The organism is Paenibacillus lutimineralis (genome assembly GCF_003991425.1).
Classification (GTDB): Bacteria; Bacillota; Bacilli; order Paenibacillales; family Paenibacillaceae; genus Fontibacillus; species Fontibacillus lutimineralis.
The window spans coordinates 2305378-2317755 of sequence record NZ_CP034346.1 but is presented as its reverse complement, the minus strand read 5'-3'; the positions used below and the strand labels follow the sequence as shown (position 1 = coordinate 2317755).

Below are 12378 nucleotides of genomic sequence, written 5' to 3'. Positions count from 1 at the left end.
AAACTTACAATAAGTTAGTTTGTTTCAGTTTAGCATATTTTTAAATAAATTAACACAGAGATTATACTTCCCTTAACATTTCCCCATACTCGGTACTATTAACATAAGCCTTAATCTCGCAAACTATACGATAAGCTTAGCAATTTAAGGAAACAAAAAATAACGGCTTCCTAATGGCAGCCGTTATTTCTAATTCTATTTAGAACCTGAGGTATTTACACCCACCACATCTCAGCGGCAGAGTCCTCCATAATAACTTGCTGTAAATTGCGAACAGCCTTCGTGAAGCCTTCGTCAATTGACATCAATCCATCCTCGTGCTCGATGCTTACTGCATAGTCATAACCATGCAGACGAAGCGCACTGATAATATCCGCCCAAGTCTTCATATCATGACCATATCCAACGGTGCGGAATTGCCATGCACGATCCTGCATTAATGAATAGGATTGCATGTCAGTAATCCCGTGCATATTGACATTAATCGGGTCAATTGTCGTATCCTTCGCATGGAAGTGGTGGATTGCACCTGCCTTACCTAGGATCGCTACGGCCTGAACCGGATCAATACCTTGCCACCACATATGGCTAGGGTCCAGGTTAGCTCCGATCACTTCACCAACTGCTTCACGAAGACGAAGCAAGGTACCCGGCGTATGCACGGAGAAGCCGCCATGGAGCTCAAGACCGATCTTGACATGATGCTTTTCAGCGTAAGCACCCCATTCCTTCCAATAAGGAATAACCTTGTTCTCCCATTGCCATTTCAGCACTTCCTGGTAATCATTCGGCCAAGGAGCAACCGGCCAGTTCGGATACTTCGCATCCTCATGATCACCTGGGCAGCCTGAGAAGGTGTTAACGACAGGTACTTCAAGCAATTCTGCAAGCTGAACCGTCTTGACGAAATCGTCATGATCCTGCTGTGCAAGTGCCTTCTGCGGATGAAGCGGGTTGCCGTGACAGCTCAAGGCACTGATCATCAGGCCACGGGATTCCACCGCTTTCTTGAATTGTTCACGAGCAGCTTTGTTCTCCAGAAGAAGATCCGGGTTACAGTGAGCCTTGCCGGGATTCCCACCTGTACCGATCTCTACTGCCTTCAAGCCTCGGGATGCAGCCATATCCAACGCTTCTTCGAACGAACGATCTCCAAACAGAACCATAAAGACGCCTAATTTCATCGTATTTCCTCCTACCTCTATTTCTTGTATCATTATGTTTAGTTAATAGTGTTTAAGCCATTAGTCAAAATATACTGCCTTACCTGTCTTCGCCGATTCATAAATCGCCTCAAGAATTTCAGTAACTACGAGAGCTTGCTCCGGCTTTACGACCGGCTCTTTGTCTTCAATAATCGCTTCAATCCAAGTTCTCGCTTCACGGACAGCTTCATTTTCCACTTTTCCGTCATAGAACGCTACACCGCCAGCGCCAAGGTCGATCTTCGTGTCATACAAGCGGCTGTTCTTCTCGCCGTTAATACGTAGACCATTAGTCATATCTGCTCCGCCTTCAGTACCACACAGCATCGTTCTAGCTTCACCGATATCAACCATATTGATCGCCCAGCTTGATTCAAGAATAATGGTCGCACCGTTCTTCATCGTAATGAATCCGAATGCAGAATCTTCAACCTTGAACTCTTCCGGATTCCACGGACCAAATGCATTCGCCGCATTCTCACGATCCCCTAGCTTGTGGAACACTTGTCCGGTTACACTCTTCGGCTCGTAGTTGTCCATCAACCACAGCGTCAAGTCCAGTGCGTGAGTTCCGATATCGATGAGCGGGCCCCCACCTTGCTTCTCTTCATCAAGGAATACACCCCAAGTAGGAACTGCACGACGACGAAGCGCCAGTGCCTTACCCAGATAAATATCACCCAATTCCCCTTCTTCGCACAATTGCTTTAAATACATGCTATCGTCGCGGAAGCGGTTCTGATATGCAATGCTCAATTTCTTGCCCGTACGCTTCGCTGCGTCCAGCATTTGACGAGCTTGCTCAGCCGTCTTGGCCATCGGCTTCTCACACATAACATGGCGTCCGGATTCCAGGGAAGCCACTGTGATCTCCGCGTGAGAATCGTTAGGCGTACATACATGAATAACCTCTACATCAGTCTCTGCCAACAACTTGCGGAAATCTGTATATACTTTGGCACCTTCTACGCCATATTCAGCAGCCGCTTTGGTCGCGCGTTCTTCGATAATATCGCAAAAAGCGACCAATTCAACTTGCTCTACCTGTGAAAGACTTGGCAAATGCTTGCCGTTAGCGATCCCGCCACACCCGATAACAGCTACTTTTATTTTTTTAGACATTTAGTTTTCCTCCTTCTTGTGCATAAGCGCGTATGAATTCCATACTTGTCTCGATGCTCTTCAATGAATCATTAGCACAATAATCCTGTTCTACAACTAGCCATTCAGCACCAGCCTGGATCGCAGCGTCAGCAATGTCCTGAACATTCACTTCTCCCTTGCCCAGTTCCACCGTCTCCGGCGATCCGTCTGCCTTCTTAACGAGATCCTTCCAGTGAAGCAGAGGCATGCGACCGCTGTATTTAGCGATATATTCAAGCGGATCAAATCCCGCGAAGTACACCCAACATGAATCCAGCTCGACCTTGAGCAATTCCTCGGATACTTCAAAGAATATCGCATCAAGTACTGGCTTGTCCCCAAGCTTCTGTGTCAGTTCGAAATCATGGTTATGGTAGAACAGGACCATTCCCACTTCTGCACAGCGCTGGCCAATCACTTTCAGATCCTCTATCACTTCATCCCAGCGCCCGCGATCCTCTTCAGCCAAATAAGGCATAGCCAAGTAGCGATTGCCGATAGCTTTGTTAAAAGCGATCTCCTCATCCAGCGCATGGAGCAAGCGCTCATATGGTGTATGCGCACCTAAAGCAACAAGCCCTGTCTCATCAAGAATAGCCTTCACCTGCTCTGGCGTACGGCCATAGAAACCAGCGAATTCCACGCCCTGGTATCCAAGCTCGGCCACCTTCCGCAGCGTACCTTCAAAATCACGTTCCAAATAATCGCGTACCGTATAAAGCTGTAATCCTACCTTCACCATATGATTCACCTCATTACGAATGATTGTAGACGAACACCGAAAATGTGTACTTTATAACTCACAACACCTTCGGGTGCGCCGAATTCATAGGTCTTCCTTAACTAGCACCTATCCTTGGCATTCGGCCAACGACACCACTCCTGAAAAGGATTTTTTTATATTAGCACTACAAAACCAATGGTATTTCAAATCGCTTTCATTTAAAATGAATAATATGATTCAAACATGAACAATCTGGTCATTATTTTATTATTATCTAAAGGAGAATCATCGATGGATTGCCGTAACCTTCACCTATTAACTGCCAATGGTTCACCTCAGCACACCAACAAGGTAGTGCCGACAGAACGCTTGGACTTGCAAATATTAACTGCTAACTACTCCTCTCATCGCAAGCCTTTTCATATGGTTAATCCCGAAGGATTGCATAGTTATCTTATCCGCCTGCAATCCTTCGGGCGCTGCCGGGCCCGTTTGGATGGGAAGCTAGAACTGCTAGAACCGGGTGACCTGCTGCTGTTCAAGCCAGGCGAACCCTACGAGCTTCGAATTGAGGCGGAACAGAACCAGCTCGGTGAGAAAATGGTCTCCAGCGCCGATTATCATATATTCCTATCTGGAGGTTGGGTCGATGAATGGTGGGAGAAATACGACCGACCGCAGAAGATTAAGGTTCCTCTTTCCGAGGGGATCATTGGCGCCTTCCGTCAAATTATGCTCGAACAGCGACGGATTTCTAATCCTACGCCTGAAATAGCCGAGTATTACTTAAGAATATTGTGCCTGGATATCGATCGGAACTTCCTTCAGCAGCCGCTGCCCACTTATCCGTCGTACCTCGCCCATCGAATCAAGAACTATATTGAAGAGAACGCCGCCTCTCCTTTTAAGCTGGAGGATGCTGCGGCCCATGTTGGAATTAGCGTATCGCGAGCCGTTCACTTGTTCAAAGAAACATTTGGTACAAGCATCATTCAATATGCGCTGGAAGTGCGATTAAATATGGCGCGGGAGCGAATTACCTTCAGTCCTCTGTCGTTGGAGCATGTCGCCGAGAGCTCTGGGTTTCCGAACTACAACTATTTTCATAAAGTATTCCGCAAGAAGTTCGGGATGTCTCCCAAGCAATACCGGCAAACCACGCGTAACCATGGGATATAACTGGTGATTAGAGTACTGGTTAACAAAAAACGCTGCTAAAACCATAGATGGTTTCAGCAGCGTTTTTTATTATGTGAATGTATGCCTTGTTATCCGTTCGCCTTGCTAGGCTTGTTCTCTGCGGTCTTCTTGCCCGACAGGAACCAGCCTCCGATTGCGATCAGTACCAGGACGATATAGAACGTGATCTTCCAAGCGGTGCTCTCCGCAAAAGCTTCAGGTATGATGTGAAGCGACGGATGCGCTAAGGTGTGTACAGCTAACTTAACACCCACCCAGCCAACGATAAGAAACGCCGCGATCTCCAGGCCCGGACGGGAGTTCAACAACTTCACGAAGAAGTTGGCCGCGAAGCGCATGATGATTAGACCAATGAATCCGCCGAGTAGAATGACGATAAATTTGCCTCCGTCCATGCCGCCGATATTCGACAGACCACTAGGCGGCAAGGCAACGGCGAGGGCAACAGCGGCCAGAATCGAATCGACTGCAAACGCGATATCTGCCAGCTCCACCTTCAGCACCGTACCCCAAAAGCCGGAAGCCTTCTTCTTTTTCTTCGAGCTGTTCTCTGGATCCTGTCCGTCTCCGTTCTCGGCTCGATGGACAACCAGCTTGCGAACGATATGATTGATGGCCATATACAACAGATAGATTGCTCCGATCGCTTGAAGCTGCCACACGTCAACCAGGTACGAGATAATAAATAACGATGCAAAACGGAAAATAAACGCACCTGCCAATCCGTAGAACAGAGCCTTCTTCCGTACATCCTCCTCCAGATGCTTCACCATAATTGCCAGGACCAGCGCATTATCCGCCGCGAGCAGTCCCTCCAGCACTACCAGAACAATGAGCACCCAACCATACTCCATAAGCAAGCCAATATCCATCTTTTTTTCCCCCAATTAGTCAGTTGTAATGTTGTTATTGTGGCTTAAAACTAATAAAAAAAGACCTTTACCGATTGCGGTAAAGGTCTTTTTGAATAAACCTCTACCCTGCAATGGTAAAGGTCTCGCTAACAACTTGAAGTTGCCAATAAAGCCGGAGATGTTCATCTCGTAATGACGACTTTACTGAAGCAGCTACTCCCCTTTAATCATTTAACACTCATATATGAATTCATATACTATACGTCATAATATTATAAGATATAAACTTACCTGTCAATATATAACTTCGTGAACAAGCCTACCCCCAATTATAAAGTAAGGGCTAAGGCTGACCTTTGGATCGGTGGGGAATGCTAACGGAAATGAGAGCCGTTATATCGCTAAAATAGAGGGCTTCCAAATTCTAAAGGAAATGAGATGCGTTATTCGGGCAAATCCGGTCTACGACGCTCTCTTTTGGGCAGATAAGGTCCCCCAGTTCCGTCAGAATCCTAGATGGCCTTATTCGGGCTAAATAACGGCTGTGATTTCCGTTGGCTATTTATCGGAATTATTTCGAATTTTACTTAAAAAAAGGTATAATAAATATCGATACACCCCAAAATCTTACTACTATCGAAACGGAGGGAAAAACATGAACCAAGCACCATTGCCTAATCTGGAATTGGCTACTTTTGCCGGCGGCTGCTTCTGGTGTATGGTATCCCCATTTGAAGAGCTTCCAGGCATACACGGGATCGTCTCGGGCTATACCGGTGGCCATAAAGAGAATCCAACGTATGAGGAAGTATGCGCCGGGGGTACAGGTCATTATGAAGCTGTGCAGATCACATTTGATCCGGCCGTTTTTCCGTACCGGAAGCTGCTTACCCTGTTCTGGCAGCAAATCGATCCGACCGATGCAGGCGGACAATTCCATGACCGCGGGGAATCCTACTATACAGCTATTTTCTATCATAATGAGCGCCAGCGTGAAGAAGCGGAAGCCTCGAAGCTCGAGCTTGAACAGAGTGGACGCTTTGATAAACCGATCGTAACGCCAATTTTGCCGGCTTCCGTCTTTTATCCGGCTGAGGATTATCATCAGGATTACCACAAGAAGAATCCGCAGCATTACAAGCGTTATCGGATCGGCTCCGGTCGGGAAGATTTCATTGAACAACATTGGTCTGGTCCTACCGACCGTGAGCAATTGGAGCAGGTTCTGACGCCGATTCAATATGAAGTCACGCAGAACAGCGCCACTGAAAGACCTTTTACCGGTGAGTATTGGGACCATACCGCAGATGGCATTTACGTGGATATTGTATCCGGCGAGCCTTTGTTCAGTTCACTGGATAAATATGACGCGGGCTGTGGCTGGCCAAGCTTCACTCGTCCACTGCAGTCCTACAATATCAAAGAGAAGCTGGACAAGAGTCATTTCATGATCCGCACAGAAGTTAGAAGTCGCCAGGGCGACTCTCATCTGGGACATGTGTTCGATGACGGCCCCGGCCCGTCTGGACTCCGCTACTGCATTAACTCCGCTGCGCTCCGCTTCATTCCGAAGGATGAGCTGGAGAAAGAAGGATATGGAGAGTACCTGCCGTTGTTCGAGCAGCAGAGCTAAAAATAGCATATCGTTCATAAACAGTGTGAGCCTCAGGGCTCACACTGTTTTTATATGTGACAAATTTAATTGCACAATCCATAAATTCACGTTTTGTAAATAATTGAAGTGACGACAATCACATTTATTAATATTTCTATTTGCCTATACTTATTACTGTAAGATTTATCACATAGAAAGAAGGTGCCCCTATGCTTGATGCAAAAACCATTGAAATCATCAAATCGACGGTTCCTGTACTAGAGGTTCATGGGCAAACAATTACTAAAAAATTTTATGAGACGATGTTTAAAAACCATCCCGAATTACTCAATGTTTTTAACCACGCCAATCAGCGTCAAGGCAAACAGTCTACAGCTCTAGCCAACGCTGTCTACGCTGCTGCCGCACATATCGATCGTCTGGAAGAAATCCTTCCTGTGGTCAAAGGAATTGCCCAAAAGCACCGGGCGCTGGGCATTTTGCCTGAGCAATATCCAATCGTTGGCGAGAATCTGCTCGCCGCTATAAAAATGGTACTCGGTGATGCTGCAACCGATGAGATCATCGAGGCCTGGGGTAAAGCCTATGGTGTCATCGCCGATGTATTCATCAGCGTCGAAGCTGGGATGTACCAAGAGGCTGAACAGCAGCCTGGTGGCTGGCGCGGATTCCGCCGTTTTATTGTTGAGCGCAAGGTTAAAGAGAGCAATGTCATCACCTCTTTTTACTTAAAACCAGAAGACAGCAATGAAATCGCTAGTTATCTGCCTGGACAATACATCACAGTACGTGTCAAACCAGAAGGACAATCCTTCACCCATCTTCGCCACTACAGTCTGTCTACTTCACCAGGTCATGCTTATTACCGCATCTCCGTAAAACGCGAGGAGGCCATGGCCGATAGACCAGCCGGAATCGTATCCACTTATTTGCATGACGATGTGCATGAAGGAGACATTCTGGAGCTTAGCGCGCCGGCCGGCGAATTCACACTTGATCAATCCGAGGAGCTTCCGGTTGTACTGATCAGCGGCGGTGTAGGCCTAACTCCGATGGTCAGCATGCTCGAGACACTGCTGGAGCAACAGCCTTCACGCGAGATCGTGTATATCCACGCAGCCCGCAACGGAAGCCAGCATGCTATGAAAGAGCATATTAGCCAGTTGACTCAAGATCATCCGGCCTTACGTTCTTATCTTGTCTATGAAGCTCCAGCCGCTGGTGAAAGCTGTGACAAAACCGGCTTCATCGATCTCCCTTGGCTGCAGAGTGTGACTGATTCCAACGCTGATTTCTATTTCTGTGGTCCTGCTCCGTTCATGCAGGCCGTTAACCGTGCTCTTAAGCAATGGGGAGTTCCCGCAGAGAGAATTCACTTCGAGTTCTTCGGACCTGCGGATAGTCTGGATTAATTGCCTATAACGATTCTATATACAGAACCCCCGCGACTCTAGAGTGCTTCGCATCACCAGATTCGTGGGGGTTACTATTTTAGATTAACCTTTGTTCATTTCTCGCAGCAATCGATTCACCGTCTCGCGTCTAATCCCGATCAATTGACCAATCTCCTCTTGCGTCAAATAGTCCGTTAATGGGATACCATTCGCATGCTGATTTAGCCATTTATTCAACAGTTCCAACCGCTCGGCAGGCGTTCCTACCGTCAAATGATCCAACCGTTCCTGCATAAATCTGATCTTCTCCTGCAACAGCTTAGCGATCTCAAGCGCTTTATGCGGATCTTCTTCGAGCTCCCGGTACCATTTCTCAGCAGGAATAACCTCTACTTCACTTCGTACTAGCGCAATTGCCGTTCCATGCGTCTCCTTCGGTGAGATCAAGGAATGATGCGGAACCATCTCACCCGGGTAAAGAATATTAAATAACACCATATTTCCATTTTCATGTAGTCTGGTCACCTTGAACAACCCGCTCTTAATGTGGTACAAGTTCACGCCTTCATCCCCTTGATGAAATAGCACCTCACCCTTATGTAAAATCATATTGATCTCTCCATTCCCGCAAAAACTATATTCCATATTATAGCAGAATTCCAAAGCCTATGCCCGTCCGCAATCACCTAAAAAAAAGAAAACGACGCTGAAGCCCGGAGGCTCACGCCGTTTTCTGTTTCATGCCGTAAGAAACTTTGCGCGATGGCACTTCTTTACGACCATAGTGTACAGTCCAGGTAATCATTTTACCGGCAATCAGTACCGCCATAATCGTGAACATCGTCTCTTTAAATGGCAAATAGAACAAGGATAATATCAATACGACCGCATCCATCAGGATGAACATCGTACCAATCTTGATGCCTGACCATCCACTTAACATCAATGCTAAAATATCGTCTCCGCCTGACGCTCCGCCGGCACGTAGAACAAGTCCAGCGCCAAGTCCTGTCAACAGACCCGACAACAATGCCGCCAGCGGCAAATTGTTCGTTAGATCTATGGACAACGGTGAAAATTGCTCGAACAGTTCATAGAATGCCGAGAACAGCACCGAGGCGAATAGTGTATTTGCAATAAATTTCCAGCCTTTAAAAAATACAGCCACAATCATTACGAGAGCGTCGAGCACAAGCATCGACAACGCCGGAGGCAGATTCAGCGAATATTTGCCTAACAGCGCCAGGCCAACAAAGCCACCCTCTGACAGACCATTCTGAAAATTAATATGATAATACGTAAATGCCAATAAAAAAGTACCAAACATCAAAACTAATAACTGTTTACCGTCATACTGCCATCTTGCTGCTTTCTTCCTCATAAAGAATCCCTCTTATCGCAGATTGGTTGACCTTACGCCAACACCCTGCGAAGAAGATCCTCGAGGACTTCATACTTCGCATCATCACTCGCTTCTTTCGTAAGGGTATTGTCGCAAACCGACGTTCCACGTAAGAAGCTAAGTGTAAGAGAGATCACAACGTTTCCAAATCGTCCTTTGGGGATTCGTCCTTAAGGGACACATGGTATCCTGATCCTTTCTGTTTTTGATTCTATATTATTATACCACAATTCGGTTCATGACAAAAATGTCGTGCTTCTTCCGCTAAACAGGAAATACCATCATTATTGCTCATATTAAACGCCGCTTATCATGCGGATCTTATCATCCTTCAATTCTCAACGATATAATACTGAATCCACTAGAAGAAAATCTTAGCCCAATGTTTTGAGCAGACGATTCACCGTCTCGCGCCTCACTCCGATCAGTTGACCAATCTCCTCCTGAGTCAGGTAATCGGTAAGATGCGTGCCTGGGACATGCTGGCTTAGCCAGTCCCCCAATAGCTCCAGCCGTTCTGCCGGAGTGCCGATCGATAGATGATCCAGCCGCTCCTGCATAAATCTTAGCTTTTCCTGCAGCTGCATAGCCACTTCCATCGCCTTGTCCGGATTATTCTTCATATCCTGGTACCATTGCTTTGCTGGAATAACCTCTACCTCACTTTGGACCAGCGCAATCGCCGTTCCCAGCACTTCCTTGGGTGAGACCAGAGAATGATGCGGAACAATCTCATCGGGATATAAAATATTAAACAATACCACATTTCCATTCTCATGCAGTCGTATTACCTTGAATAAGCCACTCTTAATGCGATACAAGTTCTCACATTCATCTCCCTGGTGAAATAACGCATCACCTTTGTGCAAGATCATCAATTAATCTCCCCATTCAATCCAAAATGCTGTAACCCATATTATAGCATAATATGCGTTCGGCACCATGGGGCGACCTTACCATACTTCATATCCAATTCGTCTTAATCGCTGGTGTATCCTGCTGCGAACTCGGCGCTGACAATATCACGCCATAACACCCATTCCATCCCGGAGCCTGTCTGTATGCACACCCGCCTCCCGCTAGGATCCAGACGAGCGACGATTCCATAAAGATTATGATCCTTATATTCACCAAATAGGCGAAGCGCTACCTCTCTTCCCACATACTGCGATTCCATTAAAATTCGTGAGACTCTCTCCAGCTCCTGTTCATCCAGTTGAACCCGCGTTCTCTTCTGCAGATAACGATTGCTGTTCAGAATCGCTTCCTTATGCTCCGGCAGCATCATCCGTGAGGATTCCCACAGCCCGTTCCCTTGCAATTTACCTGTCATCGATAATGTCCTCCAATCTTGCCGGCCCGGTCTCTGGCCTGGCCTGAAGCCGTTAGTGATACCGCTCTGAGGATGGCGGAGTCTCCATACTTCCGCTTAATCTCATCCGTTGCTCTCTCCAGCGCCTGATACTTGGGCCGCTCATCAAACAAGGTCAATTGATAGGTATCATCCGATACTAATCCCGACAAGGTAACGCCTACCTTACGTACAGGAAGATCGTCCCAGTACTTGCGGAACAGCGCCATCACTGCCTCGTAGACCTGGTTAGTCACATTCGTCGGATCAGACAGCTTCAATTGCCGTGAAAATCCGGTCGGTCGGTCGAAATCCGCTCCCCGGCAGCTAATACTGACCACACTGCCCATGAACCCTTTGTCCCTGCAGCGCCGGCAGACGAGCTCGGTCAGCTCTAACAAAGGAATGGCAATCGTCTCAAAGGAATAGTAATCCCGTGGCAGTGTCATCTCGTGACCAATGGATTTGACGCCTTGATGGCTATTCGGGTTGACTGGTGAAGGATCGATGCCGTTGGCCAGACGCCACAGCACTTCCCCATTCACTCCGAAACGGGCTTTCAACCGCTGCACTGGCGTGTTGGCTAAACGGCCGATTGTCGACAGGCCCATGTTCAGAAGATGCCGTTCCATCCGTGAACCAACCATCAGCAATTTCCGAATCGGTAGCGGCCAGAGCACATCCTGAAGCTTCTCCTGAGGAAGAAGATAGATGCCATCCGCATTCTTCTTGGCGAAGTTGTCACAGGCCATCTTGCTGACCGCCTTGTTATAGCTGATCCCAAAACGGCAGCGCACCCCTGTCTTATTCGAGATCTCGGTCTGAATTATACGCGCTAAAGTATCCGGGTCCCCGAATAAGGATAAGCTCCCGGTTACATCCAAATGTTGTTCATCAATACTGTAAGGCTCAACCAGGTCAGTAAATTGTCTCATAATCTCCGTAATCTGCAACGATACATGGATATATTTCTCCATTCTCGGTCTCATCACGACGAGCTCGGGGCATTTCGCCAGCGCCGTTCCCACATTCTCTGCGGTCGTCACCCCGTACCGTTTGGCGATCGGACAAGCCGCCAGCACAATGCCGGAACGGCGTTTAGGATCGCCTGCCACGATCAACGGGCGGTCTTTATATTGCGGATAGTCTGCCTTCTCCACACTGGCGTAGAACGACTGACAATCAATTTATCAAGACTTAATTTCTGAAAATTATTAATAATGTTGATCTAAATCATTGTTTATATGAATATGTCGATATTTATCTTCTTATGACGGATTGTAATACGAAGTGCGACAGTTACTAATAATTTATGGGCACCGCTCGCTGTGAAGATGACATTTTCAAAGCCGAGCTCTGCCATAATTTCGACTGTTTATTTTGTGAGCCTGATATGCTAAATAAAAGAACATCCAGGCGGTAAACAGAAGTAAATGCGTCCAATGTGTTGTTCCTGCCATCATGCCGAAGAATGGAACGTCCACAGCCAG

13 protein-coding genes are annotated in these 12378 nt (G+C 47.1%); 3 read left to right on the top strand and 10 right to left on the bottom strand.

Annotated elements, in window-relative coordinates; translation table 11 throughout:
• Positions 1-215: 215 nt before the first annotated feature.
• Genes EI981_RS09625 through EI981_RS09615 form a run of 3 tightly spaced genes read right to left on the bottom strand, consistent with a single transcriptional unit; the run spans position 216 to position 3090 of the window.
• Entirely contained in the window at positions 216-1184 is a 969-nt protein-coding gene (locus tag EI981_RS09625) for a sugar phosphate isomerase/epimerase family protein (protein WP_126997582.1), read from the bottom strand.
• 60 nt (positions 1185-1244) lie between these two features.
• Positions 1245-2327 (bottom strand): Gfo/Idh/MocA family protein, encoded by a 1083-nt coding sequence (locus tag EI981_RS09620; RefSeq protein ID WP_126997580.1) that lies wholly within the window; start codon positions 2325-2327, stop codon positions 1245-1247.
• Complete coding sequence (locus tag EI981_RS09615) at positions 2320-3090, bottom strand: sugar phosphate isomerase/epimerase family protein (RefSeq protein ID WP_126997578.1); 771 nt, start codon at positions 3088-3090, stop codon at positions 2320-2322. The genes EI981_RS09620 and EI981_RS09615 overlap by 8 nt, the downstream gene beginning before the upstream one ends.
• Before the next feature lie 405 nt (positions 3091-3495).
• Between EI981_RS09615 and EI981_RS09610 the strand changes: the two genes are divergently transcribed.
• Positions 3496-4251 (top strand): AraC family transcriptional regulator, encoded by a 756-nt coding sequence (locus tag EI981_RS09610; protein WP_227011888.1) that lies wholly within the window; start codon positions 3496-3498, stop codon positions 4249-4251.
• An 89-nt stretch (positions 4252-4340) separates the two neighbouring features.
• On the opposite strand, the gene EI981_RS09605 is transcribed toward EI981_RS09610, so the two are convergent.
• Positions 4341-5144 (bottom strand): TerC family protein, encoded by an 804-nt coding sequence (locus EI981_RS09605; RefSeq protein WP_126997574.1) that lies wholly within the window; start codon positions 5142-5144, stop codon positions 4341-4343.
• Positions 5145-5781: 637 nt separating this feature from the next.
• Here EI981_RS09605 and msrA point away from each other — a divergent pair.
• Together msrA and hmpA are read left to right on the top strand one after the other, a co-directional pair.
• Positions 5782-6759, top strand: coding sequence for a peptide-methionine (S)-S-oxide reductase MsrA (gene msrA / locus EI981_RS09600; RefSeq protein WP_126997572.1), 978 nt, complete (start codon positions 5782-5784; stop codon positions 6757-6759).
• A gap of 191 nt (positions 6760-6950) precedes the next feature.
• Entirely contained in the window at positions 6951-8153 is a 1203-nt protein-coding gene (hmpA, locus tag EI981_RS09595; RefSeq protein ID WP_126997570.1) for an NO-inducible flavohemoprotein, read from the top strand.
• 84 nt (positions 8154-8237) lie between these two features.
• Here hmpA and EI981_RS09590 read toward each other — a convergent pair whose 3' ends face one another.
• From EI981_RS09590 to EI981_RS09570, 6 genes are all read right to left on the bottom strand, one after another.
• Positions 8238-8744 (bottom strand): Crp/Fnr family transcriptional regulator, encoded by a 507-nt coding sequence (locus EI981_RS09590; RefSeq protein WP_126997568.1) that lies wholly within the window; start codon positions 8742-8744, stop codon positions 8238-8240.
• Positions 8745-8856: 112 nt separating this feature from the next.
• Positions 8857-9516 (bottom strand): YitT family protein, encoded by a 660-nt coding sequence (locus EI981_RS09585; protein WP_126997566.1) that lies wholly within the window; start codon positions 9514-9516, stop codon positions 8857-8859.
• A 32-nt stretch (positions 9517-9548) separates the two neighbouring features.
• The gene (locus EI981_RS29975; RefSeq protein ID WP_257792037.1) at positions 9549-9674 is read right to left on the bottom strand and encodes a hypothetical protein; all 126 of its coding nucleotides are present in this window, start codon (positions 9672-9674) and stop codon (positions 9549-9551) included.
• A 237-nt stretch (positions 9675-9911) separates the two neighbouring features.
• Positions 9912-10412, bottom strand: a complete 501-nt coding sequence (locus EI981_RS09580; RefSeq protein ID WP_126997564.1) for a Crp/Fnr family transcriptional regulator — start codon at positions 10410-10412, stop codon at positions 9912-9914.
• A 104-nt stretch (positions 10413-10516) separates the two neighbouring features.
• A complete protein-coding gene (locus EI981_RS09575; RefSeq protein ID WP_126997562.1) occupies positions 10517-10870 on the bottom strand; it encodes a YolD-like family protein in 354 nt (117 codons plus the stop codon).
• On the bottom strand, positions 10867-12075 hold the full coding sequence (locus EI981_RS09570) for a DNA polymerase IV (protein WP_126997560.1): 1209 nt from the start codon (positions 12073-12075) through the stop codon (positions 10867-10869). The genes EI981_RS09575 and EI981_RS09570 overlap by 4 nt, the downstream gene beginning before the upstream one ends.
• Positions 12076-12378 lie beyond the last annotated feature (303 nt).

What these genes read in the sequence shown, in the direction of transcription:
- msrA (WP_126997572.1), top strand. Translation starts at nt 5,782, where the DNA reads ATGAACCAAGCACCATTGCCTAATCTGGAATTGGCTACTTTTGCCGGC.
- EI981_RS09625 (WP_126997582.1), bottom strand. Translation starts at nt 1,184, where the DNA reads ATGAAATTAGGCGTCTTTATGGTTCTGTTTGGAGATCGTTCGTTCGAA.
- EI981_RS09620 (WP_126997580.1), bottom strand. Translation starts at nt 2,327, where the DNA reads ATGTCTAAAAAAATAAAAGTAGCTGTTATCGGGTGTGGCGGGATCGCT.
- hmpA (WP_126997570.1), top strand. Translation starts at nt 6,951, where the DNA reads ATGCTTGATGCAAAAACCATTGAAATCATCAAATCGACGGTTCCTGTA.
- EI981_RS09610 (WP_227011888.1), top strand. Translation starts at nt 3,496, where the DNA reads ATGGTTAATCCCGAAGGATTGCATAGTTATCTTATCCGCCTGCAATCC.
- EI981_RS09575 (WP_126997562.1), bottom strand. Translation starts at nt 10,870, where the DNA reads ATGACAGGTAAATTGCAAGGGAACGGGCTGTGGGAATCCTCACGGATG.
- EI981_RS09605 (WP_126997574.1), bottom strand. Translation starts at nt 5,144, where the DNA reads ATGGATATTGGCTTGCTTATGGAGTATGGTTGGGTGCTCATTGTTCTG.
- EI981_RS09615 (WP_126997578.1), bottom strand. Translation starts at nt 3,090, where the DNA reads ATGGTGAAGGTAGGATTACAGCTTTATACGGTACGCGATTATTTGGAA.
- EI981_RS09585 (WP_126997566.1), bottom strand. Translation starts at nt 9,516, where the DNA reads ATGAGGAAGAAAGCAGCAAGATGGCAGTATGACGGTAAACAGTTATTA.
- EI981_RS09580 (WP_126997564.1), bottom strand. Translation starts at nt 10,412, where the DNA reads ATGATCTTGCACAAAGGTGATGCGTTATTTCACCAGGGAGATGAATGT.
- EI981_RS09590 (WP_126997568.1), bottom strand. Translation starts at nt 8,744, where the DNA reads ATGATTTTACATAAGGGTGAGGTGCTATTTCATCAAGGGGATGAAGGC.